The 25,349-nt window shown below is 68.8% G+C and carries 24 protein-coding genes and 1 pseudogene; 12 read left to right on the top strand and 13 right to left on the bottom strand.

The features are described 5' to 3' along the window. Positions 1–202: 202 nt before the first annotated feature. From OG852_RS02435 to OG852_RS50855, 4 genes and pseudogenes are all read left to right on the top strand, one after another. Positions 203–334 carry a hypothetical protein gene (locus OG852_RS02435; protein WP_330346917.1) on the top strand — a complete coding sequence of 44 codons (132 nt, stop codon included), beginning with the start codon at positions 203–205 and terminating at the stop codon, positions 332–334. Next, positions 310–510 (top strand): hypothetical protein, encoded by a 201-nt coding sequence (locus tag OG852_RS02430; protein ID WP_330346916.1) that lies wholly within the window; start codon positions 310–312, stop codon positions 508–510. Before OG852_RS02435 ends, OG852_RS02430 begins: the two co-directional genes overlap by 25 nt. A 236-nt stretch (positions 511–746) precedes the next feature. Continuing rightward, positions 747–965, top strand: coding sequence for a hypothetical protein (locus OG852_RS02425; RefSeq protein ID WP_330346915.1), 219 nt, complete (start codon positions 747–749; stop codon positions 963–965). Then, positions 917–2,216, top strand: a pseudogene (locus OG852_RS50855) (Tn3 family transposase). The gene OG852_RS02425 and the pseudogene OG852_RS50855 overlap by 49 nt, the downstream one beginning before the upstream one ends. A 218-nt stretch (positions 2,217–2,434) precedes the next feature. Here the strand turns inward: OG852_RS50855 and OG852_RS02405 are convergent. Next, positions 2,435–3,745: an FAD-dependent oxidoreductase gene (locus tag OG852_RS02405; RefSeq protein ID WP_133916602.1), complete on the bottom strand. Its 1,311-nt coding sequence runs from the start codon at positions 3,743–3,745 to the stop codon at positions 2,435–2,437. A gap of 32 nt (positions 3,746–3,777) precedes the next feature. Continuing rightward, positions 3,778–4,350: a TetR/AcrR family transcriptional regulator gene (locus OG852_RS02400; protein ID WP_166663722.1), complete on the bottom strand. Its 573-nt coding sequence runs from the start codon at positions 4,348–4,350 to the stop codon at positions 3,778–3,780. Between the two features lie 55 nt (positions 4,351–4,405). Here OG852_RS02400 and OG852_RS02395 point away from each other — a divergent pair, with 55 nt between their 5' ends. Beyond that, positions 4,406–4,771, top strand: a complete 366-nt coding sequence (locus OG852_RS02395) for a hypothetical protein (protein WP_330346912.1) — start codon at positions 4,406–4,408, stop codon at positions 4,769–4,771. Further along, positions 4,768–6,015 carry a DUF418 domain-containing protein gene (locus OG852_RS02390; RefSeq protein WP_208117342.1) on the top strand — a complete coding sequence of 416 codons (1,248 nt, stop codon included), beginning with the start codon at positions 4,768–4,770 and terminating at the stop codon, positions 6,013–6,015. The genes OG852_RS02395 and OG852_RS02390 overlap by 4 nt, the downstream gene beginning before the upstream one ends. Positions 6,016–6,257: 242 nt before the next feature. Here the strand turns inward: OG852_RS02390 and OG852_RS02385 are convergent, their stop codons facing one another. The 4 genes from OG852_RS02385 to OG852_RS02370 all read right to left on the bottom strand — a co-directional run bounded on the left by OG852_RS02385 (position 6,258) and on the right by OG852_RS02370 (position 12,422). After that, entirely contained in the window at positions 6,258–7,796 is a 1,539-nt protein-coding gene (locus OG852_RS02385; RefSeq protein ID WP_330346911.1) for a hypothetical protein, read from the bottom strand. Continuing rightward, positions 7,793–9,562 (bottom strand): DEAD/DEAH box helicase family protein, encoded by a 1,770-nt coding sequence (locus OG852_RS02380; RefSeq protein ID WP_330346910.1) that lies wholly within the window; start codon positions 9,560–9,562, stop codon positions 7,793–7,795. The genes OG852_RS02385 and OG852_RS02380 overlap by 4 nt, the downstream gene beginning before the upstream one ends. 643 nt (positions 9,563–10,205) lie before the next feature. Further along, positions 10,206–11,102: a LysR substrate-binding domain-containing protein gene (locus OG852_RS02375; RefSeq protein WP_330346909.1), complete on the bottom strand. Its 897-nt coding sequence runs from the start codon at positions 11,100–11,102 to the stop codon at positions 10,206–10,208. Positions 11,103–11,219: 117 nt separating this feature from the next. Beyond that, complete coding sequence (locus tag OG852_RS02370) at positions 11,220–12,422, bottom strand: IS110 family transposase (protein WP_330346908.1); 1,203 nt, start codon at positions 12,420–12,422, stop codon at positions 11,220–11,222. A 210-nt stretch (positions 12,423–12,632) separates the two neighbouring features. On the opposite strand from OG852_RS02370, the gene OG852_RS02365 reads away from it, so the two are divergent. Then, positions 12,633–13,079 (top strand): YybH family protein, encoded by a 447-nt coding sequence (locus OG852_RS02365; RefSeq protein WP_208117378.1) that lies wholly within the window; start codon positions 12,633–12,635, stop codon positions 13,077–13,079. 196 nt (positions 13,080–13,275) lie between these two features. Here the strand turns inward: OG852_RS02365 and OG852_RS02360 are convergent, their stop codons facing one another. After that, positions 13,276–13,668, bottom strand: coding sequence for a tautomerase family protein (locus OG852_RS02360; protein ID WP_330346907.1), 393 nt, complete (start codon positions 13,666–13,668; stop codon positions 13,276–13,278). A 51-nt stretch (positions 13,669–13,719) separates the two neighbouring features. On the opposite strand from OG852_RS02360, the gene OG852_RS02355 reads away from it, so the two are divergent. Beyond that, on the top strand, positions 13,720–14,208 hold the full coding sequence (locus tag OG852_RS02355) for a MarR family winged helix-turn-helix transcriptional regulator (protein ID WP_133917295.1): 489 nt from the start codon (positions 13,720–13,722) through the stop codon (positions 14,206–14,208). 222 nt (positions 14,209–14,430) lie between these two features. Here the strand turns inward: OG852_RS02355 and OG852_RS02350 are convergent, their stop codons facing one another. After that, a complete protein-coding gene (locus OG852_RS02350; protein WP_330351381.1) occupies positions 14,431–15,315 on the bottom strand; it encodes a DUF5134 domain-containing protein in 885 nt (294 codons plus the stop codon). A 357-nt stretch (positions 15,316–15,672) separates the two neighbouring features. Between OG852_RS02350 and OG852_RS02345 the strand changes: the two genes are divergently transcribed. After that, positions 15,673–16,137, top strand: coding sequence for a hypothetical protein (locus tag OG852_RS02345; RefSeq protein WP_330346906.1), 465 nt, complete (start codon positions 15,673–15,675; stop codon positions 16,135–16,137). Between the two features lie 74 nt (positions 16,138–16,211). Further along, a complete protein-coding gene (locus OG852_RS02340) occupies positions 16,212–17,816 on the top strand; it encodes a multicopper oxidase family protein (RefSeq protein WP_330346905.1) in 1,605 nt (534 codons plus the stop codon). Between the two features lie 262 nt (positions 17,817–18,078). On the opposite strand, the gene OG852_RS02335 is transcribed toward OG852_RS02340, so the two are convergent. Both OG852_RS02335 and OG852_RS02330 read right to left on the bottom strand, forming a co-directional pair. Beyond that, positions 18,079–18,990, bottom strand: a complete 912-nt coding sequence (locus tag OG852_RS02335) for a M56 family metallopeptidase (RefSeq protein WP_330346904.1) — start codon at positions 18,988–18,990, stop codon at positions 18,079–18,081. Further along, positions 18,987–19,361 (bottom strand): BlaI/MecI/CopY family transcriptional regulator, encoded by a 375-nt coding sequence (locus OG852_RS02330; RefSeq protein ID WP_133917291.1) that lies wholly within the window; start codon positions 19,359–19,361, stop codon positions 18,987–18,989. Before OG852_RS02330 ends, OG852_RS02335 begins: the two co-directional genes overlap by 4 nt. Positions 19,362–19,700: 339 nt before the next feature. Between OG852_RS02330 and OG852_RS02325 the strand changes: the two genes are divergently transcribed. After that, positions 19,701–20,402, top strand: coding sequence for a hypothetical protein (locus tag OG852_RS02325; protein ID WP_330346903.1), 702 nt, complete (start codon positions 19,701–19,703; stop codon positions 20,400–20,402). A 359-nt stretch (positions 20,403–20,761) separates the two neighbouring features. Further along, complete coding sequence (locus OG852_RS02320; protein WP_133917289.1) at positions 20,762–21,535, top strand: glycosyltransferase family 2 protein; 774 nt, start codon at positions 20,762–20,764, stop codon at positions 21,533–21,535. 207 nt (positions 21,536–21,742) lie between these two features. On the opposite strand, the gene OG852_RS02315 is transcribed toward OG852_RS02320, so the two are convergent. From OG852_RS02315 to OG852_RS02305, 3 genes are all read right to left on the bottom strand, one after another. Then, positions 21,743–22,864, bottom strand: a complete 1,122-nt coding sequence (locus tag OG852_RS02315) for an FAD-dependent oxidoreductase (RefSeq protein WP_133917288.1) — start codon at positions 22,862–22,864, stop codon at positions 21,743–21,745. Positions 22,865–23,318: 454 nt separating this feature from the next. Further along, the gene (locus OG852_RS02310) at positions 23,319–24,014 is read right to left on the bottom strand and encodes an SMI1/KNR4 family protein (protein WP_133917287.1); all 696 of its coding nucleotides are present in this window, start codon (positions 24,012–24,014) and stop codon (positions 23,319–23,321) included. Positions 24,015–24,046: 32 nt separating this feature from the next. Then, a complete protein-coding gene (locus OG852_RS02305) occupies positions 24,047–24,979 on the bottom strand; it encodes a hypothetical protein (protein ID WP_133917286.1) in 933 nt (310 codons plus the stop codon). Between the last annotated feature and the right edge of the window lie 370 nt (positions 24,980–25,349).

The raw sequence follows: 25,349 nt of genomic DNA, 5'->3' as shown, positions 1-25,349 counted from the left end.
CCCCGTCCTATCCCTGTGGAGCGCCACCAGCCGAGGCCCGCCCCGTACAGCAGCAGTGTGGTGGGCAGCGAGCAGCAGTGTGGTGGCAGCGCCGCCGACACCAGCGGCCATTCACCGAGCACGGCACGCATCACGCCCCGTACGCCTGTACGGCCCTGCCCATCGCTGTGCGCGATCTGGTGGGCGTAGCGACTGGAATCTCGTGGCGAACAAGACCGGGTCGACGAGGCTCGGTTTCTGCCTGATGTTGAAGTTCTACGAGATCGAGGCGCGGTTCCCGGAGTTCATCGAGGAGTCCCGCAGGCGGCGGTGGAGTACGCCGCGGATCTGGTGAAGGTGCCGGCGGCGGAGCTGGTGAAGTACGACCTGGCGGGCGCGAAGCGGCACCGCAAGCAGACCCGCGAGGCGCTGGGGTTCCGTCCGCCGACGCTCGCTGACGAGGAGCCGTTGACCGCATGGTTGGCTGCGGAGGTGTGTCCGGTCGAGCCGGTGGAGGACCCGGCAGCGTGAGGCCTTGCTGGTGGAGTGCCGGACGCGGAAGGTCGAGCCGCCGGGTCCGACCCGTGTCGGGAAGGTCTTGGTCGCCGTGCGCAGGTGGGAGCGGACGTTCTGTGCCCGGACCATCGAGCGCCTGGGCCCGGTGGGCCGGGCCCAGCTGTTGGCATTGGCGGCCGAGGGAAACGATGAGGCCGCCACGCTGCCGGCTGAAGCGCGACCCTGGGGCTGTCGGTCTCGACGCCTTGTTGATGGAGATCATCAAGCTGACGTCGGTGCGCGAACTCGGGCTCCCGAAGGGGCTGTTCGCGGACTGCCAGGAGAAGCCGGTGGCCGCGTGGCGGGCACGGGCGATCAAGATGTATCCCTCGGACTTCCGCGACACGAGTGAGGACGTACGGGTCACGCTGCTCGCGGCGTTGTGTTCGTCGAGGCAGGCGGAGATCACCGATTCCTGGTCGACCTGCTGATCGCGCTGGTGCACAAGATCAGCGCTCGTGCGGAGCGGAGGGTGAAGAAGCAGTTGACGGCGGAGCTTCGGAAGGTGCGGGGCAAGGAGGGGATCCTCTTCAAGCTGGCGGAGGCCGCGGTCACCAAGCTGGACGAGGTCGTACGACGCTGGGGCGTGCTCGACCTCCTGGACGTGCTGAAGAACGCCGACTTCGACACCGGCTTCACCGACGAGTTCTCCTCGGTCGCCGCGTACGAGCGCATCGACCGCGCCGTCCTCCAACGACGTCTCCTCTTGGGCCTGTTCGCCCTCGGTACGAACATGGGTATCCGGGCCATCGTGGCGACCGGCGAGCACGGTGAGAGCGAGGCGGCGCTGCGGCACGTGCGCCGGCACTTCATCACCGTCGACAACCGCGGGCCGCCGTGCGGAAGCTGGTGAACTCCACCTTCGCCGCCCGGGACACCGCATGGTGGGGCCAGGGCACCGCGTGCGCGTGGGACTCGAAGAAGTTCGGCTCCTGGTCCTCGAACTTCATGACCGAGTACCACGCCCGCTACGGCGGCAACGGCGTGATGATTTATTGGCATGGGGAGCGGAAGAACGTCTGCATCTACTCCCAGCTGAAGTCCTCTTCGTCGTCCGAGGTCGCGGCGTTGATCGAGGGCCTGCTGCGGCACTGCACGAACACCGAGATCGAGTCGAACTACGTCGACACGCAGGCGCGTCGGTCGTCGGGTTCGCCTTCACCGAGCTGCTCAAGTTCCGTCTGCTGCCGAGGCCGAAGAACATCGGCAGCATCCGCCTGTACCGCCCGGACGACACCCCGTCCGGCTGGCCGGCGCTCGGCGCCACGCTGACGACGCGGGCCATCAAGTGGGACCTGATCGCGCAGCAGTACGACCAGATGGTCAAGTACGCCACCGCCCTGCGCCTGGGCACCACCGAGGCAGAACAGGTCCTGCGCCGCTTCACCCGCGGCGGCCCCAAACACCCCACCTACGCCGCGCTCGAAGAACTCGGCCGCGCGGTGCACACCATCTTCGCGTGCGACTCCCTCGCCAGCCCGGACCTGCGGCGCGAGATCCACGGTGGCCTTCAGGTCGTGGGGACCTGGAACTCGGCGAACACCGTGCTGCACTACGGCAAGGACGGCGCGCTGACCGGCCCGGACAAGGAGGCCAAGCGCGTTCACGAGATGTCCGCCGACCGCTACGGGCAGGTCTTCACCGAGGACTTTCAGCGCCTGATGGGCAGGCACCAGCGATGACTGCAGCAGGGCGTCGGCCTCGACGCCCTGCGCCCGCCGAGGCGGGCCCTGGCGCGGAGGACGAGCCCACTGGATTGAGTGTCTACGCATGCTGTCGGCCGGTGGGCGGGGCACCGGCATCCCAGGCGGGCCCGCACAGAATCGGGCGCGCGGTTCAGCGCTGCTGCGGGGCAACGAAGCGGACACGGTCGGCCGACTGGGAACGCCCGGTGAAATGGTCAGTCCGAGAAGATCGTGCGGCGGAGTGGGGGGATGGCGCCGCACAGCCGAAAGAACGTCCGTGCGACAGTTCGGACCGCGCGGCTGGGCAGGGTGGCCAGGCGCAGGTACATGGTCGCGGCTCGCACGGCGGCGAAGCCGTTGTTCAGCATCGCGCGTTCGTACTCGGCGAGAGCGGGGAACAAGTCGTTTTCACCCCGGTTGGCCGCGATCAACGCGCGGCGCAGTGCGCCTGCGTCGTAGAGCGCGGCGTTGCCGCCGAGTCCTCCGACCGGCGGCATGGAGTGGATGGCATCGCCCAGCAGGGTCACGTTGGTGGTCGGCCATGGCTTCACTCGCTCGGCGGTGGCGAAGTCGAATCGCTCAATGGTGTCGGCAGGCGTCTGGGCGATCAGCTTGTGCAGGTCGGGATGCCAGTCGGTCAGGCGGGAGGCGACCAGCTCGCGCAGGTGTTGTCCGCGCTCACCCGTCGAGGCGTCGGCCAGGTCGGCGGGCAGCGCACGCGAGTGGGCGACGTAGGCCCACATGACGTAGTCGTCGTCCTTGGCGTCCTGAACGAGGAGGTCCGGGTCCAAGCCGGCGGCCCGCATCTGTTCACCGATCCGCTCGATGCTGGCCCCATCGGTCTCCCGGCGACGGAACACCGCCGTGAACAGGAAGTCCCGCTTGGGCAGGAACATGTTCTTGGTGCTGGTCATCTCCTCGGGCAGCCACGTCGCCTTGTCGTCGAGCCGGAGTTTGCCGCCGATCCCGACGCCGGGTACGGGGGTCCGCCGTGCGTGGGGGAGCAGTTGGCGCCGCACGCGAGAGTTAGCGCCATCGGCGCCGACCAGCAGGTCGCCGGTGGCTGAGGTGCCGTCGGCGAACAGGGCGGTGACGGTGCCGTCGGCGTTCTGCCGGTAACCGGTGAACTCCTTGCCGAAGTGGACGACGTCGTCCAGACCGGCAAGCAACAGCCGCCGCAACGTGATCCGGCTGACCGCGTGCGTCTGTTCGGACGGGTCACGCTCCGCGGGCGGGGCGTCCTCGCGCATCAGCAGCTGAAGACGCTCGGTGAAGACCCCCATGCCGGGCCCGGGATGACCGGCGGTGGCCATCAGGATCTGCCACAGATGCGCGGGAAGGCAGTCATGCAGTGCCCTGCTGCCGACCGGTTCGATGTTGAGCCGGTATCCCTGCAGCCGGGCGTCGAGGGCGGCATCGCGTTCGAGGACCGCGACGTCGATCCCGGCGGCGTGCAGGCCCTGCGCCAGGCACAGGCCGCCGATGCCGCCGCCGATGATGATGACCCGGAGTGGACGTGTGGACATGAGGGGTTCCTCCTCGATGGGAGAGACGGACGTCAGGTGCGGATCAGCAGTTGATCGAGCAGTCCCAGGACGTCGCCGGCGTAGCCGGAGGCCAGGCTCACTCCCTTGACGGTGGCGATGACCAGCCCCGCTCCCGTCGCCGGGTCGACGCGCGGGGCCAGCGCCCCGGCAGCGGCGGCATCGGTCAGCAGAGCGCGCAGTGAGTTCCGCCAGCCCTCCTCCCTGCTGGCGATGATCTCCCGCAGCTCGGGGTCGCGCAGGGCCCGCAGATCCAGCTCACGCAGGACGATGTGGAGCTCGGGCTGTTCAACGATCTTCTGACTGAGCGTGGCCAGATGGCGCCGCAGGCGCTCGACGGGGCCGCCGTCCGGCGGTGTGGTCGACCGGAACTGCCCAGTGGCGTGGTCCACGACCGCCACCACCAGATCCTGCTTGGTGGGGAAGTGATGATGGATCGAGGAGTGGTCGATGCCCACACGGGCGGCCACGTCCCGCATCCGCAGCCGCTCGAACCCGCCTTCGGCCAGACATCGATACGCCGCCTGCACCAGCGCGTCCCGGCGCTCCGGACCAGCCGGTGGCCTGCCTCGTCGGGTCGCCGCCATGCCTGCCTCCATTTATCCACCAACCGGTTGGTGGATAAATATCAAGCGAGCCGACTTGCCGTCAATCCGACTCAGGAAAGCGGCGGCCGCGGCGTACGCCTCGTTCAAGGAGGACCCGGGCACCTCCAGCCGCCTCCACCCCCTCCAGCGCCCGAAGTTCCGCGCACTCCTCGACTACGCGCGGCCAGGCGACACCGTGCACATCTCCGAGATGTTCCGCCTCGTCCCCGGCACGCGCCGCAACAGCCGCCCCACCAGGGTGCGCCGCGCGGCAAGCACCACCGACTCCGCCGTCCTCTCCAGCACATACCCGGAACGAGACTCCGCCAGTCGGCAGGGCGGTATCCGCCGACCGGCGGGGCCGCTACCGAAGACTGCCGGATGGTCCGCCCCTGACGTCCCCGCGAGATTGTCCGCATGACACAGACACAGCCGCCCCAGGAAACATCAGCTCCGCAGGAGAACTCGCCACCGCGGACCCAGCCTTCCGCCGAGTCCGCCGTGCCTGCCTCGCCCGGCCCCTCGATGGGACGCCTCGTCGGGGTGGACCTGGCCCGCGCGCTGGCCGTGTTCGGCATGTACGTCGTGCACATCGGCCCTCCGCTGTCGGCCACGGACGGCGTCGCCAGCTGGATCCGGTACCTGGCAGACGGTCACTCGTCCGTCCTGTTCGCCACACTCGCCGGGTTCTCACTGATGCTGATCGCCGGCCGCCGTGAACCGAAGACCGGCCTGGCAGGCCGCCGGGCGAAAGTTCGCATCGCGATCCGCGCCGTGATCCTGCTGGCGCTGGGCACCGCGATGGCGATGGAGTACGGGGGCGTGATCATCCTCGGCTTCTACGGCGTCTACTTCCTCCTCGCCCTGCCCCTGGTGCGCCTGCGCGCCAAGACACTCGCAATCACCGCGGCCGTGCTCGCCCTCGTCACACCGCAGCTGGCGTTCGCCCTGAACTGGCTGCTGACCGAATCGGTCCAGCAGACCATCAACGCCTACGACCCGCTCCACCGGCTCAGCGAGGTGGGCGTACTCGATCTGCTGTTCACGGGCTTCTACCCGACGATCACCTGGATGCCGTTCGTGATCGCGGGCATGGCGCTGGCCCGCCTCGACCTGTCCGCGGCGCCCGTCCAGCGGCGCCTGGCCGCGCTCGGTGCCACCCTCATCGTGGCCGCGTACGGCATGTCCCTGCTGCTGGCCGGTCCGGACGCGCTGCAGAGCCTCGCGGAAGACGGGCCGTCGTCCGGCGGCTCCGGATCGATGCCCCCCGACGGCGGGTCGTTCCCGGCCATGCCGGCGTCGTCGCTCCTGACGGCCGGGCCGCACAGCGGCACCACGTTCGACATCATCGGCAGCGTCGGCGTCGCGATCCTCATGATCGTGGGCGCGACGGTGGCGATGGACCGCATGCCGCGACTGCGCCGCCTGGCCAAACCGGTCATCGCCGTGGGCACCATGTCCCTGACCGCCTATGTCGGCCACTTCGTCGCACAATCCGTGCTGCCCGCGGTCCCCGGCGCCGACACCCGGGGCTCCTGGGTGCCCCTGATCACGTACGTCCTGGGGGCGACCGTGTTCGCCGCGATCTGGTCCCGCTTCTTCCGGCGTGGCCCCCTGGAGTACCTCCTCAACGCCGCCACCAAGCCGGCGCAGTACATACGATGAGACCGAGCCGAGGCGGGACGCCTCCACGCCCCACCTCGGCCTGGATCGCATGGTCCTTGAAGGCTTCCACCCGCAATGCCTGCCAACCGGGACTGCCAAAGCTCCAGTGCCCGGCCCAGGTCGAACCGACTGCCCTTTCAGTGCCGGTCGGCCAGGATCTGCGGCATCTCCTCCCGGGCTAGCTCTGGCTCCCGGGGACCTTCGTCACGGCGATGCTCGGTATTCCGGGGCCTGGGACTCCGTCACTGTGCCGATGAATTTTCAGGGTGGTTGTGATGGGGTCTCTGGAATTTCTTCGCATGCGCGCGTCGGCACTGGCCGCAAAGGTCGTGGAGTGCTGCGCGCCAGCGAAATGTGCGTTCGGACAGTGCAGCAATCCGCTGCGGCCAATCTATGTCATCGGCCCAGCCGCCGGGCGCACGCCACAGGATCGGGCGCGGGTTCGCTCCCAGCGGGCAGCGGTCCGGCACGGCGATGTCCTCAAGTGTTTCCCGTCGGTCTGTGACGTACCGCGATATGTCAACCTGGTTGTACAGGATGGTGAACACCCTCACCGTTGACTGGCGTTTACCGACCTCAAACTCCAGTTGGGCCAGGGGAGACGGATCGTCGCCCGGCCAGCGTGGATAGTCGTCCGTCAGCGGCAGGTGCATGAAGCCCCGCCCTTCCAGGGGCCGTTTCCAGCCCAGCACCTCCAATGGGCCGAAGAAGGCTGCAATCTGATCCAGAGAGCGCTCGGCCTCGGCTTTCTCCGCAGCCCTCGCAGCGACTCGCTTCTGTGCTCGTCGGGCCGCAGCGGCGGGAACGGCAGCTGCCTCCTCCGGGGCCGGCGCCTGGGGGGTGGACGACAGCAGTGCGCTCCTGAGCGTGGGATTTCCCACGAGATCCCAGATGCCGATCTTCAGGTCGTAGCGTGCCTGAAGCAGTGCCCGGGCTGCTTCGAGATCCGATGGGTCACGCCACTCGCCGCCTTGCACCAGGCCTGTGACACCGAACTGCGCCTCGACCGGTACGGGGCAGGTGTAGTGGACCGGATTCGGTGGAGCCGTCGGATCCCACGATGTGACCTGAGTGGAGAACTTCTCGGCAACTGGCCGGCCGTCACGTACCCATGCCAGATATCCGCGTACCAGCGACTCGCTCCGGTGGGTATGCGGCATGACGAGGATGCTGTTGTCTCCCATGAGGCGTCGCTTCTCGAAGTCCGCATATCGATCCGGGAGGAGATCGCCGCCGTGGGTGAGTGTTTCACTCGTGTCGATGAGAATCGAGGCTCCGATTTTCTCTCCGGCCTTGTCGAGATAGAACTCGTTTCCTTTGAGGAAACGCCATCGGTGGTTCGGCGCACGGGTTTTGAAGCCGACCGTGCCCATGACGGTGCCGTTCCAGCTAGCGAGCCTGTGCGCCTCGGTATAGCTGTCCGGCAGAGGTTCGTCGAACGAGGTACGGATCAGTTCCAGCTCTGTCGTGCCGCCGGGCAGCAGGGCGCGAAGCCCGGTACGACGGAGACTCCCGTCGTGGCGCAACTCGACCACCGATCGCTGGCCGACCAGGAGGGCAAAGGCGGATTCGCCTGCCGAATCGAGGAGGCGGCCGACGAGCGAGGAGGCCGTCAGCCACCAGAGTAGAGAGGTGGCGAGACCCGCCTGCGTCACGTGGGAGGTGGGGTCGCCGGCTACCGGCTGGCGCGAGTCCAGCGACGATCCGTCGTCGACGGTCATCGGCCCACCGATGAGAATGATGGTCGGGCCGGTGGAGCCGGTGTGCCGGTGATCGCTCATTGTGGCCTCCGCTGCAGGGCGAGCAGCGCTCGGCGCAGCTCCGGGGCGTCGTTGGCTGCCAGGGCCAGGGACTCGGGGTCCGTGCCGGTCAAGCCCTCCCGTTCGATGAACAGTCGTGCGCAGGCCACCAGGACGGCGTGTGCGTCGCGTCCGTCGGTGTCGAACACGCCTCCCTGTTCGCCGACCGTGTTGAGAGTCTCGAACGAACCCCTCGGCTGGTCCTCTTCGGTTCCGGCGCCTACCCGAAGGGCACCTTCTCCGTCCGTGATGATGACGAGGGGTGGCGGGAGCAGGTCCGCCTTCTCGGTGATGCGCCGTGCCATGCCCAGTAGCCGGGGATCCGCCGGGAGATAGACACGCCCGTGGTCGTCGACGTTGGCGGGGTCCGTGCGCACCACCCGTCCGACGATCTGCCGGAACGACAGGAGCGTCAGACGGTTGGTCAGGTAGACCACGGCGCGCAGCCGTGGGATGTCGACCCCTTCGGAGATCATGTTGACCGCGACGATCCACGGATCGTGCGAGGCGCGGAACAGGCGGATGGCGTTGGCCGGGTCGGGGTCGTTGTCGTCATGGAGCCTGGAGCAGGCGACGACCGGACGGAAGCCGAGCACCCTGGAGGCCATGTGACCGGCCACCCGGGCCGCGTGATCGCAGTCGATGCACACGACGAGTCCCGCGGCATCAGTGTCTCCGCGCTGTCGCAGGCCGAGAAGATAGTGGTTGGCGTCGATCAGCATGTGCTCGGCGATCGATCCTTCACCGATCCACTCGATCGCGGCGCGCAAGCGTCCCCGCTCCCCGGCCTGTGTCACGTCCGTGTCGTCGAAGGTGACGGAGTGGGTCCGGCGGTCCGGGGTTCGGAAGGTCGTCTCACCACGGGCCTCGACGAACTGAACCGGCCGACAGGCGCTGTCGACGATGGCGCGGTCGTACGAGTAGCGGTAGTGAGGGCGGGCGTTGCCCTCCTCGGAGGGTACGAACACGATCGGGTCGCGGCCTGTGCGAAAGGGTGTGCCGGTCAGCGACAGGATTCCCCACGCACCCTCTGCGAATGCCTCCTGGGCCGACATGCCCCATGCCGCGTTGGCGCCTGCGTGGTGGACCTCGTCGAAGATGACCAGCGTCCGCCGGCCCGGGTCCGTCGCGTGGGCCAAGAACATCTCGGTGGACGCGAAGAGCGACTGGTACGTGATGATCGCTCCGAGCCACTCGTCACCGATGGGGTCGACGGCCCGCCAGTCACGCTGCGTCCGCAGCGGCAGTGTCGGCGCCCCCGGCGTCGCGGCCGACGACGCCCGTGCCCAACCGTCCGCGATCGCCAGAGAGGGGACGACCACGAGAACGCGCGAGATCTGCCCCGAAGCTGCCAGCTCGTGGGCCACCTCAAGGCCGAAACGCGTCTTGCCCGCACCCGGGCACGCTTCGACCAGGACGGGCTCTCGGCCCAGCCGGGACAGGACGATCGGCAGGGCTTCGGCCTGCCATGGCCGCAACGGCGCCGTGCTCGGGCCGAGCAGATCGGGGGAAAGACGGACACTCGTGACCGGCTGCGCCGTGCTGCCCTTGCGTAGATTGCAGGAACCGCAGATCGCCTGGAGGTTCTCGCTGCTGGTCCGCCCGCCCCGGCTCCACGGCACGATGTGATCGCCCTGCATCAGGTCGAAGGGGATCGCGCGCCCGCAGAGGTTGCAGACGCGGCCCTGCAGCTGCCATGCACGCCAGGTCTGCTGGCGCGTAAAAGTTCGCCGAGCATCAAGTGTCACGTAGGGAGGGTAACGAGCCCGGAAGCAGAGGGAGGAAGGCGGACCGCAGAGATCCTTGGCATGAGTCAGACGCCTTGACGCGTGGTCGCGGTGACCGGCAGCGGACCCGAGGGTTGGGGCATGGGGCGTTGCAGCTGGGTGACTGAGTCGACCACGGCAGGGGTGAGTGCGGCACCGGCGATGGACCCGTGCCTTCCCGTGCGCGGCAGTTGGAGGCGGCTCCGCTCCCGCAGGTCCCACCCCGGATCCGCGAGCGGTTCGGGCGGGGAGGCCGCACGGTTTGTCGGAGAAGAGAGCCCTCCACCCCTTCGGTGAGATCCGGGTCGAGCACGGCCATCGCCGGCATGGGCAACCCCTGCGCTGCGGGAAGGCTTGGCGCAAAGTGCTCTGCCGTTCCACGCCCCACCGACAGCGGGCCCGGCAACCGAAGGCCAGAACAGAGCAGCGCCGTTCGTCGCAGAAATCGCGCTCATCACCACACCGCGCAGGGTTCGGCCGTCGGTGGACGCCGATGCGGGGAGGGCGACGACGAGGTGGAACAACGTGCCCCTGGCCGGTCCCAGCCTGACGGGACAGGTGCGGACGCCTCTGATGGCCCGGCCCTGTCGCCTGTCAGGCCGCAGGGCCGGCAGACATCGCCCGTTCAGGGGGAAGGGGGTTCGCCGGTGGTCCAGTTCCAGTCGGTGATCGTGGTGCGCATCAGGCGGGCCGCGGTGGACAGGTGGCCGTCGGCGGCCCAGTAGAGCGTCACGGCGCGGCGGGCGGCGGGGTCGTCGAGAGGGATCCAGGCGAGGGGTGCGCGGGTGACGCTGCGACGGGCGAAGGCGGGGACGAGGCCGACGCCCAGGCCCACGCTGATCAGGTCGGCGATCGCACTGTGCTCGTCGCTCTCGCACACGATCCTTGGGCTGAGGCCGTGGGCCGCGAAGAGCCGGTCGAGCAGGCGGCGCAGCCAGTGTCCGCCGCGGGCGGTGACGAGCGGCTGGTCGGCGAGGTCGCCGATGGTCACCGAGGCGCGGCCGGCCAGCGGGTGATCGAGGGGAAAGGCCGCTCCCACCTCCTCTTCGAACAGGGCCGTTCCCTCCAGCCCTTCGGTGTGGATGGGCTGCGAGGCGACGCACAGATCGATCTCCTGGGAGCGCAGCCGACGGGCCATGTCCTCGGGCGGCGACCAGTGGAGTTCGAGCTCGACGGCCGGATGGGAGCGTTTGAAGGAGGCCAGCGGCCCGGTGAGCGTGAGGAAGGTCTCCGAGGCCAGCCGCACGGCGCCCAATCCCCGCTCGGTGGCCTCGGCGACGGCGCGCCGTCCGGCCTCGAGTTCTCCGAGGGCGCGTTCGACGTGGTCGCGGAAGAGCCTGCCGGTGTCGTTCAGCCGGAGCCGGCCGCTGCGGTCGAACAGCGGCGCGCCCAGGTCCCTCTCCAGCCTGGCGATGGTGCGGCTCAGCGACGGCTGGGCGACGCGCAGCTCGTCGGCGGCCCGGCTCAGGTGCTCCAGGCGAGCGACCACCAGGAACTGCCGGAGCGAGTTCAGCTCCATCATGCCCCTCAAGGTATAGCCCAATAGCAATATTGATCTTAGACGGAATAGCAATGGCGTCATAGCTTCGGAATGTGAGAGGCCGACCGGCCCACTGAGAAGGGAATCTCAATGATCGCGTCAAGGCGCCTGCGTGACCGGTGGGGCGGAGGTGAACAGCCTCTTGTCACGCAGGATCGCCCAGAGCACGTCGACCCGGCGGCGGGCAAGCGAGAGGAGGGCCTGCGTGTGCAGCAGTCCCTCGGCCCGCTTCTTGAGGTAGTAGTCCCGGGAAGGTCCGGGTCGCATCATCGCCGTCTGCGCGGCCATGTAGAAGATGTGCCGCAGGCGCCGGTTGTAGCGCTTGGGCCGGTGGTAGTTGCCGGTGCGGCGGCCGGAGTCGCGGGCGACCGGGGCCAGGCCGGCGTGCGAGGCCAGACGGCCGGCGTCGCGGTAGCCGGACAGGTCCCCGACGATGGCGATGAACTCGGCCCCGAGGATGGGTCCCATGCCGGGCATGGACTCGATGATCTCGGCACGGTCGTCGGTGCGGAAGGTCTCGCGGATCTCCCGGTCGTTGTCCTTGATCCGCTCGTCCAGGGCCAGGAGCTGGTGGGCGAGGTCGCGGACCAGCTGCGCGGCCCGTTTCTCGCCGGGAAGCGCGAGCTGCTGGGACTGGGCGGCCTCGACGGCCTTGGCCGCGACGTCGACAGCGCCGCGGACCTTGCGGCGTTCCAGCCAGGTCGTCAGCCGCTTGACGCCGATCCGACGCAGGGCGGCCGGGGTCTGGTACTCGGTCAGCATGACGACCGGGCCTTTGGCCGCGGAGTAGTCGAAGGCCCGCTCCAGCGCGGGGCAGATGCCCACCAGCAGGTCGCGAAGCCGGTTGATCAGGCGGACGCGGTCGGCGATCAGGTCTGCCCGATGGTTCGTCAGCACCCGCAGGGTGGAGACCAGCTCCGGGGGCGTGTCCAGCGGGGCGAAGTCCCGTCGCATTCTGGCCTGGTCAGCGATGACACGTGCGTCCTTGGCATCGGTCTTGCCCTCGCCCTTGTAGGCGCCGGACATGCGGTTGACCGTCCGGCCGGGGACGTAGACGACCTGCTGCCCGTGGGCGACCAGCAGGGCCAGCAGCAGGGTGGAGGCCCGGCCGGAGATGTCCACCGCCCACCGCACCTCTTCAGCCCGCTCACGGGCCGTCTCGATGAGAGTGAGGATCTGGGCCTCGTCGTTGATCACCTTCGTCGAGAACAGCGTCTCGCCGTCGGCATCGACCGCAACCGCCCAGTGATGCCCCTTGCCGGCATCGACGCCGACCCATATCCGCCTGCCAGACGTGCTCAAAGCCGTCGCTCCATCTTCCTCATGACCGGCAGTTCACGGTCCGAAGAACACCCCGCCGACAGGTCCCTAACCAGCGATGACCGCAGTTCTCAATCAGTGGTCGGAGCGTCCTGGAGGACCGGGCGGCCATTCCTTTCGAGTCACAAGCGACAACCCGCCATCAGCCACACCCGGTCCTCCCGGACCGCCTCACATTCTTAGGGACCTGCCATGACGACGTACGAGATGGACGAGACGGACGAGGCCCAGATCCGCCGACAGATCGACGAGATCATCGACCGGCTCCGGGACAAGGACCTCGAGGGCCTGAAGGTGCTCTACACGAGTGACGTCGTGTCCTTCGACGTCGAGCCGCCGCTGCAGCACGTCGGGATCGAGGCCAAGGCCCGGAACTGGGCGAACGTGTTCGTGTTCTTCGAGACCGTCACCTATGAGATCCGCGACCTGACCCTTGTCGTGGGCGACGACGTTGCCTTCGGGCACGCCTTCGCCCGCCTCAGCGGCACGCTGAAGAACGGGTCGGCCACGAGCGGCATGTGGGTCAGGGTCACCTACGGCCTGCGCAAGATCGACGGCACCTGGCTGATCGCCCACGACCAGGTGTCCGTGCCGCTAGACATCACTTCCGGCAAGGGCGTCATCGACCTCGAGCCCTGAACGCGCCGTCACCGCGCCCCTCGCTATCCCCCGGTCCATTCCGAGATCGCCTTCACCGTCCGCCATCTGATGATGAGTAAGACGCTCGGCCGGTTCACCGCCTTCGACGTCACGATCGCACCGGGGCGTTGCCGTGAACTTCTTCGCTGCAGCGGCTTTGCTTCGCACAGCCGCAGATCCGGCCGGCGCGGAGTGGTCACGGCGCGAGGGCGCCGCCGACGAAAGTGCGCTCAGGAGGAGAGGCGAGGAGTTCGACCATGGTCCCGGGGCGGAGATCCTCGCCCAGGACCGAGGTGACGGCGTCGGTCAGGGCGGCGCCGAGGCGAATGGTGATCTCGGCGGCGTCAGCGCGTTCGAACACACCTGACCGGACGCCCAACGTGACCGAAGCGCTGGTGTCCACGGCCACACCCCCCTGAGCGAAGCGGCCCGCGGGAACGCCGAACAGCCGGACGCTCACCAGCGGCCGTGCCCACTCGCCGTAGACCCCGACGATCGCCTCGGTCAGGGCGGTCACGAGCGCGCGTTCGTTGCCCGCCAGCCTGGTCTCTGGAAGATCGGCGGTCAGATGCGGCACAGTGGACCTCATTTCCTTTGGTGTCAAAGGCTTTGAATGCAAAGGTATTGGGGAAGGCTGCCGATGTCCACCGAACCCAGGGGTATCCTCGTCGATGAGGCCGTCCGCGCGCTGCTGCTGCTCATGCCCAGGCTCGTCGGCCGCGCCAAGCGCCTGCCCATGCCGCCGCAGTTGAGGGATCTCGACCTGGCGCCTCGGCATCTGGCTCTACTGGCCCACCTCGAATACGACGGCCCCGCCAGCGTCAACGAGCTCGCCGATCGGCTGGACCTGGCGCCGACGACCGTCAGCCTGATGGTGAGCGAACTGGTACGGCCGGGCGTCCTGGGGCGGACCGCCGACACCGCCGACCGTCGCCGCCGTATCATCGCCATCACCCCGGCCTACGCCGCACCGATCCGCGCCTGGCTCTCCGGCAGCGCCACCGCCTGGGAGCACGTCATGAGTGGCCTGACACCCACCGAACGCGCCACCGTCGTCACCGCACTCCGCTCCTATGAGGCCGTGCTCGAACACCGCAACCCGCAACCAAACGAGGAATCGCGAGCCTGAGAGGCGTTTGGAGGAGGCAGATCGCCCTATTGTGATCAAATCGGCGATCTCGACGCCGTCCGGGTACGACACCTTCGCCTTCTCGGTGGCGAAGTTGACGGTCGCGGTGAAGGCGTCCATCAGAGATCTCCTGCGAGGATCTGGATGCATGGGCAGTCCTGGGGGAGAGCCCTCCGAAGAGGAGCTGGCCCCAACTTGCCTGGCGCCCCTCGTGTCCGGCCCTCAAGCGACCATCATCAGCAGCATCGCGGACATGGTCCCGCCCATGCCGAGATGGGCGGCAAGGGCCGCGTCGGGCGCGGCGCCGAGTTTGCGGCGCCGACCATGGCCCGACCGCTGCGCCATCCTGGTCCGGTCCCACACCGAGATCGTCAGCGATGCCAGGAAGACGAACACCGTGTCCGGCATTGCGAGCAGCCAGCGCCCCCAGCTGAAGCGCGAGTCGGAGCTTCGACCGGCCCGATCGGTGCCCCGCACCCTCGCCCACACGGATGCGCCGATCGACAGCAGGAAGTACACGGCAAGCGCCACGAGCACGAACCGCCACACCGAGGACGAGCCGGTGTCGGCCGCGGCCTTTGTCATACCGGGCATGTCCATCCCGTGCGGGGAACCCATCCCCTCCATGGACTCCATCCCCTCCATCTCGGGCATGGACTCCATGCCCGCCATCTGGTCGGAGGCCGTCGTGCTCGCCATGTTCTCCATCCCCGGCATGTGTGTCATGGACGAGCCGCCCAGGGCCAGCACCGGTCCGGATGACGTGCTCGTCATGGCAAGCGTCATGATCGCCATACCTGCGCTCCCCACGATGAGGTGCACCCAGTGGCGGCCGTGCTTCCACCCGTGCGTGCGGGTGTGCTTGACCGTCATTGCCACGCCGCCGAGTCCGAGGGTGCCGAACGCCACCGCCCACCACATGCCGTAGCCCGCGTACCACGCGACTGTCGCGGGCAGCGACATGGCGACCATGCACACGCCCATCAGCAGATCGCCCCCCGCCGCGAAGCGGGCCTCGCCGCTGGTGGTGGCGACCCGGACCGCGCTGACCGCGGCCACGAGGGCGGCGACTGACGCGATGGCCCAACTGAGCGCGAGAGTTCCCATCTTCACCTTCCCGAACGTCCGAGCGCGTCCGATCCGCGCCGCGGACTCTGCCTGTCACGGGGTGCGCCCCGCGGTGCGACCGCGTGGGCGCCATCTCCTAGGATCCTTAGTACGTCGCTGGACTGGAGGCTGTTCAGGTGTGGGGAGATTCCCCGTGGTGGTCCGACTGTGTCCACCGCCGTAAGCGAAGGCGCAGATGCCGTCAGCCTCCGCATGTGGGCAGGTCAGGCGAGGCTCCGCATTTCTGTGGCGGCGTTGCGACGTAGGGGCGGCGTCGGTGAGGCGAGCGGTCGGGTACCCCCTGGGGGTAGGATGCGGACTCCGGTGATCGGTCAGCACGGCACACGGATGGAGCTCATGGCGATACGGACAGCACGGGGCGGCGCGGCCGTCCGGTGGGCGTACGGGGTGGTGCTCATCCTGTGCGTCGCGCTGGCCGTGCTCGTCCACCATGAGACGTCCGCGATGGGGGCCTCGTCCTCCATGCCCTCTGCCGCCCAGGCCGGCCACATGATGTCGGGTTCGGTGCACGGCGGGCTTGCCATGCCGGGGGCCCGCCTGGACGCCCACGTGATGCCGGATGCTGCGGCGCCATCCGTCTCGGACGCCTCTTCGGACAACGTCGGGATGGGCGAGTGCGGCATGCCCGGTATGCAGCACTGCTCGTCGGGGAGTCTCACCTCCGTCCAACTCGCCGTACCCGGTCAGGCCGTGTTCGAGTCGCTGGCGAACCCCCAGTCCGCGGCGGCCGTGAGTACACCTCGTACCGCGGTCGGGCGGGCTCCGCCGGACCTGACTGTCCTCTCGCAACTGCGCATATAGCCGCGCCGGACGGCGCGCGATGTGCCGTCCCTTCGCGACCACATCGGCAGTACGACACAGAGGACACCCCCATCATGAACAGCATCAACCGCCGTTCCGTCCTGCTCGCAGGTCTCGGAGTCGCCGGGGCCGGCGCGCTCGCCGCCTGTAGCGGTGGCCCGGGCAACGGAAGCGCCCTCGTCGACCCGACCGGGTCCGCGGTCGCCGCCACCGAGAAGAAGCGAACCAGCACGGGCCGACGGCAGAAGGTCACCCTCAACGCCGCATCCGCGATGATCGACCTGGGCGGCGGCCTCATGCCGAAGACCTGGGCCTTCGACGGAAACGCCCCGGGCAGGGAGGTCCGGCTCTCCGTCGGCGACACTCTGATCGCCGAGTTGTCCAACCAACTCCCCGGCAAGACGGCCACGTCGATCCACTGGCACGGCATCGCCCTGCGCAACGACATGGACGGAGTGCCGCCCGCCACCCAGACCGCCGTCCGGGCCGGCTCCACCTTCACCTACCGGTTCATCGCCGACGCCCCGGGCACGTACTTCTTCCACCCCCACGTCGGCGTCCAGCTCGATCGCGCCCTGTACGCCCCACTGATCGTCGAGGACCCCAAGGAGACGCTCGCCTACGACGACGAGTGGGTCGTCCTCCTCGACGACTGGGTCGACGGCGTCACCGGCACCCCCGACGAGGTCTTCGCCGAGCTCGAGCAGGGCATGGGCGGCATGGACATGGGACGGACCAGCAGCTCCGGTTCCAGCGGCATGGACGGCCACGACATGGGGGACATGGACATGGGGCGCGACTCAGCGTCCTCCTCCGCCTCCTCGTCCGGCGGCATGTCGACGAAGTTCATGCTCATGGGCGCCGACAGCGAACTGCTCGGCGGAGACGCCGGCGACGTGAAATACCCGCACCATCTGATCAACGGCCGGGTCGCCACCGACCCGGACGTGTACACCGGCAAGCCCGGCAAGAAGGTGCGCCTGCGCATCATCAACGCGGGCGGGGACACCGCCTACCGGGTCGCGCTCGGCGGCCACAGGCTGACCATCACCCACACCGACGGCTTCCCGGTCCAGCACCAGGAGGTCGACGCCCTCCTCGTCGGCATGGGGGAGCGCTACGACGTCCTCGTCACCCTCGGCAACGGTGTCTTCCCCCTCGTCGCCCTGGCCGAGGGCAAGGACGCGAACGGCCTCGCCCTGGTCCGCACCGGATCGGGAGGCAGGCCGTCCGCGACGGTCCGTCCGAAAGAACTCAACGGCATGATCATGACGGCGTCCCAGCTGCGCGCCGCCGCTGACGTGCGCCTGAAGCCCGCCAAGACCGACGTCACCCACCAGATCAAGCTGACCGGAGGCATGGACACGTACAACTGGGCCATCAACGGCAAGCCGTTCGACATGGCGGATCCCGAGGCGAACCCCCTCCTCATCGAGAAGGGCCAGCGTGTACGACTCGACTTCGTGAACGACACCACCATGTGGCATCCGATGCACCTGCACGGCCACACGTACCAGATCGGCGACTCCGGGCCGCGCAAGGACACCGCGATCGTGCTGCCCAAGAAGAAGCTGTCCGTCTTCTTCGACGCCGACAACCCCGGCCAGTGGATGCTGCACTGCCACAACGCCTACCACGGCGAGGCCGGGATGATGGCGAACGTCGCCTACCAGGCCTGAGTGCCTCTCGGCGACCGGGCGACCTCCTGCATCCTCAGCCTTTGAGGAGTGGTCGTGAGCGAGAGCCTGATCTCCGGGTCAGGTTCTGCGCCCGCAGAGTGCGCCGGCCACAGGCCGAGTGGTAGGGGCAGGCCCGGCCCCGGGCATGCCTCAGCTCGATGCGTACGAAGCGACTGCCCTGAAGACAGATGGGAGTGACAGAGACCAGATGTCTTGATAAAGCCAGTCGTTGTCATGAGCGCCATGCCGAGGCACCGACCGGTCAGCCGAGTCCGAACGGGCAGGCGAGCAGCAGTGGAAGCAGAGGAACGGTGACGGCCAGGACGGCCATGGACCCCCACAGAGCCGGGTGCGGAGCCGTGCGCGGACCGAGCACCCGCTTCAGGCGAATGAGCACCGTCCGTCCGCCGGCGGCGAGAGCGCCCTTCGGGGCGCGCGCCGCTGCCATTTCGTACATGGCCGTGGCCAGCACATCGCGGGAGTGACGGCGCAGCGCCCGGTCGTCGGCGATCATCTCCACCAGCAGCGCCGTCTGCTCCCGGACGTGGCGGGCGAGCGGAACCCAGCGGAAGACCGCATGGAAGGCTTCCGCGGCGGCCAGCACCAAGTGGTGACGGCCCGCGATGTGGGCCTGTTCATGGTCCAGCACGGCGTCGAGTTGCTGGGGCGTCAACCGGCGCACGGCCGCCTCGCTGATCACGACCCGCGGACGGCGGCCGGGCAGGCAGTACACGGCGGGGACGTCGTACGGAAGGACGGTGGCGCAGAGGCGGGTTGAGTGACGCCCCACCAGATCGACAGCAGCCCGGTGTTGAGTGCGCACCCGGCGGGCCCGTACGAGGTGGAAGGCGAAGCTCACGCCGAGGGCGACCCCGAGGACGGCGGGGATGCCGACGGCCAGGCGGTCGGCGATGTCGGGGTCGGGTCGAAGAGCGCCCGCGCCCAACCCGCATGTGCGCAGCAGTCCGGCCAGCCCCGCGTGCAGGTGGTCGTTCGGCATCACCAGACTTGCCGCACTGAGCGCGACAGCGATGGAGAACGAGACCGCCACGGCATGCCACACTGCCGCCGCCAGGGCGGGAGCCCGGTGTGGCCAACTGCTGCGCAGCAGAACACGCGGGGCGACGAACCCCACCGCTGCCGTGTATCCGACCAGGGCAGGGGCCGTGTTCACTGATTCGCCCTGGACTGCCGGCTCACGTTCCGCAGGGCCTTGCGCAAGGCGGCGACCTCGTCGGCGGACATGTTCTCGACGAAGTGGACCAGTGCGGCCGGCCGGTCCTGACTCGCACCCAAACCGTCCTCCATGAGCGCGGCTGCGTACGCCTCCCGGCTGCGGACCGGGGTGTACACCCAGGCCCGGCCCTGCTTGACGCGCAGCAACCAGCCTTTGGTGTACAGGATGTTCGTCACGGTCATCACCGTGGTGTAGGCGACCGGCCGAGTCTCGTTGATGTCGTCGACTATCTCGCGCACCGTTGCCGGACGCTTCCAGCTCCAGAGCCGGTCCATGATCTCGGCCTCAAGATCCCCCAGCCGCCGCATGGCCCCGACTCCCTCCCGCCAGCGTATATGCAGGCCCATCGTAGACGGCTGGCGTCTGACTCCTCGAAGGCGGAGGGCACATCGTCAGGGACAACCCGCGATCCATTCCTTACGTGGGCGAGTGTCCGCGCCCTGGCCCGGCACGTCCTTGCGGTGCTCGCGCTTCACGAGCACCGCTTGCGGCACGACCTCTCTCCCGCGCGCATCGACAGGCTTACACCCATCCGCCGCGACTGATTTCGTCGCAGTGACATGATTTAATGTCAATGTGACGTTATTCGGAGTGGTCATTGCCCCGATCGGGTCGTGGCGCTTCAACTGCCGTAAGGGAGAACCCCGGTGACCGCCACACTTCGCCTCATCCCGCAGGACCCCCAGTGGCTGTACGACTTCTACATGACCGGTGAACGCCTGCTGGCGCCGTACCATGCCGCCTGGGCGGCGCGGCGGAACGGCATCGCCGACGACGTCGCGCCCGCCTACCCTGTCGGCCTGGAGAGGCTGACGGGCCTGGACGCAATGGGCTCGCTGGACGCCTGGAGCAACGTGCACCACGCGTTCCCCGAAATCCTGCGGACCCGCCGGGCGTTGCGTGACATCGACGGTGAACCTGCGCACGGCAGCAGACTCCGCGCCCCGGACGGCAGACGCCTCGTCCCGCTCCACCCCGTCACCGTGGCCGAGGAGGACCTGCGCGGCCTCAGGCGGGTACGACGAACTTTGCGCGCCGGCGCAAAAGCCAACCCGTCGTTCCAGGTCACACATCACCCCGACGGATTCGCGGACATCGAGAGAGTCGCAGGTCCGGGCGACTACGCAGGCATGGTCGAGCGGACGGTGGCGGTCTTGAACCTGGCCCCCGACGAAGACGTCGAAGTACTGGCCGCCGCGCTAGCTCCGGCCCGCTTCGCCGCAGGCGCCAGGCGCGTTGGCCTTACCGCTGGCGAGTACGAGGCCTACGAGCGCTTCGCGGGCCGGCTGGCGACGGCCGCGACGGCCGGCGACTTCAGGGAGCGCGCAATGTTCCGGCTCCGCTACTGAGGAGGAGCACCGTTCGGTCCCGAGCCGGTTGCCCGTGCCGCACGGCGGCGAGGATGCGCTGGGGACTGAATCCCGCCCGGAAGTCCACCCTCCGCTTTTGAGGCCCGAGGCGTCCGCCAGGATCGGCAGCGGCAGTTCCTCGTAGTGCCGGGAAAGGTTGTGGACTCCAGAACCACCGTCGTGCCGGGGCAGCGTCGGCGGTCGCGAGGCAGGCCCGGCCTCCAGCACCGCGCGGAGCCGCGAGGAGTTCAACATCCTCTACGTGCGACGCACCGGCGGTGAGCCGGTTGATACGGTGCGGGTCCACGTCGTAGCCGACGACATCCATGACAACTCCAACCTGAGTAAGGAACACCGCTGTGCCCCTGGTTTCTGTGGTGATGCCGGTACACAACTCGGCCGCCACTCTCGGCGCGTCGGTGCGCTCCGTGCTCGCGCAGACCCACACGGACGTGGAGCTGCTGGTCACCGACGACGCGTCCACCGACGGCTCCATGGATCTGTTGCAGGACCTGGCCCGCCATGACGAGCGTGTGCGCCCGCAGGCGGCACCCGAGCAGGGCGGCGCGGCCAGGGCCCGCAACCTCGCCCTGGCGAGGGCGCGGGGGGAGTACGTGGCGTTCCTGGACAGCGACGACATGTGGCTGCCCTCCAAGGTGGAACGGCAGCTCGCATTCGCCGCCGACGGCGATGCCCCGCTGACGTTCACCTCCTACTACAAGGTCGATGGCGACTACACGGGGGAGGCCTGCGACTTCACGCCGAACGGGCGGGTGGTGACGGCACGGGAGCGCGTGACGTATCGGGACATGCTGGTGCAGGACCACATCGGGGCCCTGACCGCCATGTACGACCGGACGGTGCTGGGCACGCGGCTGATGCCGGACATGCCGAAGCGGCAGGACTACGCGCTGTGGCTGTCGATCATGAGGGACGGTCACCCCGCCCGGGGTCTGAAGGAACCGCTGGCGGTCTACAGGGCCGGCCGGGCGGGGTCGCTGTCCTCGAACAAGCTGGCGCTGGTGGAGCACAATTGGCGGCTGTACCGGGAGCACGAACACCTCTCGGTGCCGCGGTCCACGCTGGCGCTGTCCGGGGCGGTGTGGCACTCGCTGCGCAAGTCTCGGATCTAGATCCATCCGGCGGGCGACCGTTTCCGGTGTGCCCGACCGTGCCCCGCGCCCCATGGCTCTGCCGCGTGATCGGCGGCTGGCCCAAAATGCTGCACTCGGCGGGTCCTGGTGCCGTCGGCCGTCCAATACTCCTGTGCGGCTTCGTCACCAAGGAGGCGGTGCGTCGCGCGTCCAGCGCGGCGGCGCTGGCGAACCCGGGCTGGGGCGTCAGGAGGGATCGAACAGTGCGACTACGCTCTGCGGTGCTTCCCGGCCGAAAAAGACTTCCAGGTTCTGCGCCGAGCGGTCGGCGGCGTCGCTACTGCGCGGGAACAGCCGCTCTTCGTAGGCGCTGAGCGCGACCTCGATGTCGGGTTGCTCAACCAGCTCGCCGGCCAGGTCCGCGCCGTCGTACATGGCGAGGTTCGCGCCCTCGCCGGCGAAGGGGGACATCAGATGCGCGGCGTCACCGACGAGCGTCACTCCGGGCACCCTGTCCCATTTGACCCCGACGGGAAGGGCGTAGATGGGGCGGAGCCACGGTTCCGCGTCGCTCTCTGTCACGAAGGCGGTGAGCAGCGGCGACCAGCCGTCGAATTCGTCGGCAAGTTGGCGGAGGCCCGCGGACGGGTCGCCGAAGTCGATCGACCTCATCCACTCCTCGGGCTTGTACAGCGCCGCGTATCCGCGCACGTGCCCGTCGGCGTAGCGATGGGCGATGATGCCTTTGCCCGGCGCGACCGCCATCAGCGTGCCGCTGCCGATCGCAGCCACGCTCGCCCGACAGTTCTGGCCGCCCGGGGTGAGGGCGATCTCGATGAAGCAGGTTCCGCTGAAGAGAGGCTCGGCGGGGGTGAGCAGGGGACGCACCTTCGACCAGGCGCCGTCCGCGCCGATGACGATGTCGGCGTGTGTGGCGGAACCGTCCGCGAAGGTGAGGACGTAGCCGCCCTCCGGACGGTGCCGGACGGAGGCGACCTTGTGGCCCCACCTGATCGTCCCGGCCGCCAGCGAATCGATGAGCAGGTGCCTGAGTTCGCCACGATCCACCTCGGGACGGGCCGAAGCGGGGTCCGCGGGTATGTCGAACAGGATCGTGCCGTGGCGGTCGACCACCCGCTTGGCGTCCTCGCCCGGGCGGACCAGGGCGAGGAACTCGTCGTACAGGCCGGCTGCGCGAAGGGCGACCTGTCCGGTCTCTTCGTGGATGTCCAGCAGACCGCCCTGTGCACGGGTCGTCGCCGAAGCCTCACCCTCATAGATCGTCGCGGCGACGCCATGAGCCTGAAGCACCCGGGCGAGCGTCAGCCCGCCCAGTCCCGCTCCGACGATGGCGATGGTCTTCTGCATGGTGCGCTCCTCTGTAGCGCCGACACGCGTCGGCGTTGGTCAGCGCCGTGAGCGGACGGGGTGTCCGGTCTCGGCAGGAGACGCTCACCGATCAGAACCATCTGCATCGATGTATGCGCGATGCCCGGGAGGTGAATCCGCGAGACATCGTTTTTCGCGACCCTGCGACTATAGCCCGGAATCCACCTCGCGGTGACTGCACTGGTCCATCTGGCGCCCACAGCACCAGGCGACAGCCCGGCGCAGCCACTACCGACGGCGAGCCCGCTGAACGGATTGCGCATCAGAACGTCCCCTGGGAGAACGCCTACGAGGTCCCCAACGACCAGCCGTAGAGGCTCTTCTGAAGGCGTCGGCGCCGCGGATCGTCGTACGGCGACGCGGTGTCATCCGAACAGGAACGTCCGCACCCGTACCGCGTACGCGTTCAACCAGCGCTCGCCGACACCGCCTCCTATCGGGGACGCCGCAGCGGACGACGCGCTTCGATCTCGGCGCCCTCCACCCATCCGAGGTACCAACGCGCGAATCCGACCGGCGTGCGTGGTTCCCCGAGAGGGCTGAACTCACCGCCCCCGGGGCGGTCGTCCTGCCACATACGGCCACGCTCCGGGCCGGTCAGGACGAGCAAGTAACAGTAGCCGCAGCCTCCGTGACTGAGTGTCAACGCACCGCTGGTGACCCGGTCGAAGAGTTCGTCGCCCGCCGTCATCCAGGCGCTGTACGCCGCGAAGTAGGCCTCGTCGTCGCTGCCGGACTGCAGCGGCTGCCTGTCATCGTGCTCGGCCAGAACCCGCCATCGTTCCTCGCCCGTCAGAAACGGAAGCCCCAGGTAGTCGTGGCGCAGGCCGCGATCCACATTGCTCCACAGCCATCCCGCGTCCGTCCGGCGCAGGACGCTGAGCCCGTAGCCCGGCCCCGCACCGCCTGCACCGACTTCGAGAAGGAAGCTCCGGTACTCCGCCGGCAGCGAGACACCCCACTGCGCCTCCGCCTCGGAGATCTCCGGCTCCGAGAGCGGCTGCGCGAACCGGAAGTGATGGCCCCTTCCCCCGGCCAGGTCCCAGGCCCCGAAGACCTGCCGTGCCTCGTCCACCCGGGCCAGAGCCTCTACCCGCTCGCGGACCCCACTCCAGATCGATACCCCCATGAGCCGAACTGTAGATCAAGGCAACTGCGCTTTCACCCGTTGAAGTTGCCGCGGCTGCGCAGCAGTTCCTCGGCGGCCACGTTCTGGTGGCGTTCCTCGGTGCCCGCGTCGACCGCGGCGGAGAAACCGGGCGTGTGGGAGGCGAAGTGGTGGTACGCATCCGGCCCGAAGACGGCGTAGGCGGCGGCCGCCTCCTCGGGAGCGTACGGCTCGGTCCGGTGCGCCGGGTCGAGATGCGCGTGACGCGCCCGCGCCTGACGGACGACCTGATCGCCCCGCTCCGTCCGTACGGGCAGCCGCAGCGCCGCGGGCTTGTCGTCCGGCATGGTGAGCGCCCAGGCGACCACGACCATCGCGATCGCCGTCCACATCGCCACCAGGTTGAACCGCCAGTGCAGGAAGAGGAACACCACCAGCGCGGCGAGCGGCAGGCTCAGCGCGGCAACCGTCCAGGACCACACGGGGCGAGGCGCCCGGAAGTCGACGTACACGCCTCTGCCTCGTAAGTACCCCTCTGCCAAAAGGCCTTGGGCGATCGGGTGCATGACGACGTGCGGGTTCGCCGAGGCAGGGTTGCGGTCGTACGCAAGGGACCAGATCTTCTGCTCAGTGTCCGACGTGGGGGGCGCGGGCCACCGGCCACGGACGATCGGGCGCTGCAGGGTTGGCTTGCCGTCGCGCGCCGTGCCCGGCTTCAGGACCCCGCGTGCCACCATGTCGACGAGCACCGTCCAGAACGCGCTCTCGGCCTTGCCGTCCCCCTGGACGAGGACGGCGACAGCGGCGAGCCCCAGTCGGAGGTCTTCGTCAGGTATGGCGTCGGCGGGATCCGGTTTCGCGGCCTCGTAGCGCGCCAGCGCCTCCGCGACGGCCTTCGCGCGAACCCTGTCGTCGAGCGCCATGGCTCCCGCCACGAGGGCTGCGTAGCCCAGGACGTAACCGGCCCAGGCCAGCCAAGTGATCATCCCGACAGTGTCAAGGTCATGCCCTGGGAAGGGCAAGAGGCCGGCACGCCCACGGACACCGGGCTGAGGCCCGGTGCCAGATGTGGGAGACCCGTACGTGAGGGGTCGTGCGCATTCGCCATGGTTCCACCGGGCGAGCAGGATCAGGCTCACCGGGCTTGTGAGGTGGACCGGCAGGCGCACCGCGAAGGGACCCCGTCGTACACGGACGGGTCCACGACCGGGAGCGGTGCTCTGGGTGCGGCCCTCCGGGGTGGGTGTCCTCTTCGTCCTCGCTCGGCTAGGGCCGGCGGTCGAACCGTCCGACCTGACCGAGGCTCTCGGCTCCGAGTGCCCCCGGGTGTCGGCGTACGCGCCAATATGCTCGGCT

This window comes from Streptomyces sp. NBC_00582 (assembly GCF_036345155.1).
Classification (GTDB): domain Bacteria; phylum Actinomycetota; class Actinomycetes; order Streptomycetales; family Streptomycetaceae; genus Streptomyces.
Note: the sequence above shows the minus strand (reverse complement) of the source record. Positions and strands in the feature narration are given on the sequence as shown.

Bases quoted from the DNA above. Each gene is read 5' to 3' on its own strand.
- OG852_RS02310 (WP_133917287.1), bottom strand. From the start codon at position 24,014: ATGGGGGTATCGATCTGGAGTGGGGTCCGCGAGCGGGTAGAGGCTCTG.
- OG852_RS02315 (WP_133917288.1), bottom strand. From the start codon at position 22,864: ATGCAGAAGACCATCGCCATCGTCGGAGCGGGACTGGGCGGGCTGACG.
- OG852_RS02365 (WP_208117378.1), top strand. From the start codon at position 12,633: ATGACGACGTACGAGATGGACGAGACGGACGAGGCCCAGATCCGCCGA.
- OG852_RS02330 (WP_133917291.1), bottom strand. From the start codon at position 19,361: ATGCGGCGGCTGGGGGATCTTGAGGCCGAGATCATGGACCGGCTCTGG.
- OG852_RS02400 (WP_166663722.1), bottom strand. From the start codon at position 4,350: ATGGCGGCGACCCGACGAGGCAGGCCACCGGCTGGTCCGGAGCGCCGG.
- OG852_RS02405 (WP_133916602.1), bottom strand. From the start codon at position 3,745: ATGTCCACACGTCCACTCCGGGTCATCATCATCGGCGGCGGCATCGGC.
- OG852_RS02355 (WP_133917295.1), top strand. From the start codon at position 13,720: ATGTCCACCGAACCCAGGGGTATCCTCGTCGATGAGGCCGTCCGCGCG.
- OG852_RS02390 (WP_208117342.1), top strand. From the start codon at position 4,768: ATGACACAGACACAGCCGCCCCAGGAAACATCAGCTCCGCAGGAGAAC.
- OG852_RS02345 (WP_330346906.1), top strand. From the start codon at position 15,673: ATGGCGATACGGACAGCACGGGGCGGCGCGGCCGTCCGGTGGGCGTAC.
- OG852_RS02425 (WP_330346915.1), top strand. From the start codon at position 747: ATGGAGATCATCAAGCTGACGTCGGTGCGCGAACTCGGGCTCCCGAAG.
- OG852_RS02305 (WP_133917286.1), bottom strand. From the start codon at position 24,979: ATGATCACTTGGCTGGCCTGGGCCGGTTACGTCCTGGGCTACGCAGCC.
- OG852_RS02350 (WP_330351381.1), bottom strand. From the start codon at position 15,315: ATGGGAACTCTCGCGCTCAGTTGGGCCATCGCGTCAGTCGCCGCCCTC.
- OG852_RS02360 (WP_330346907.1), bottom strand. From the start codon at position 13,668: ATGAGGTCCACTGTGCCGCATCTGACCGCCGATCTTCCAGAGACCAGG.
- OG852_RS02385 (WP_330346911.1), bottom strand. From the start codon at position 7,796: ATGAGCGATCACCGGCACACCGGCTCCACCGGCCCGACCATCATTCTC.
- OG852_RS02375 (WP_330346909.1), bottom strand. From the start codon at position 11,102: ATGATGGAGCTGAACTCGCTCCGGCAGTTCCTGGTGGTCGCTCGCCTG.
- OG852_RS02340 (WP_330346905.1), top strand. From the start codon at position 16,212: ATGAACAGCATCAACCGCCGTTCCGTCCTGCTCGCAGGTCTCGGAGTC.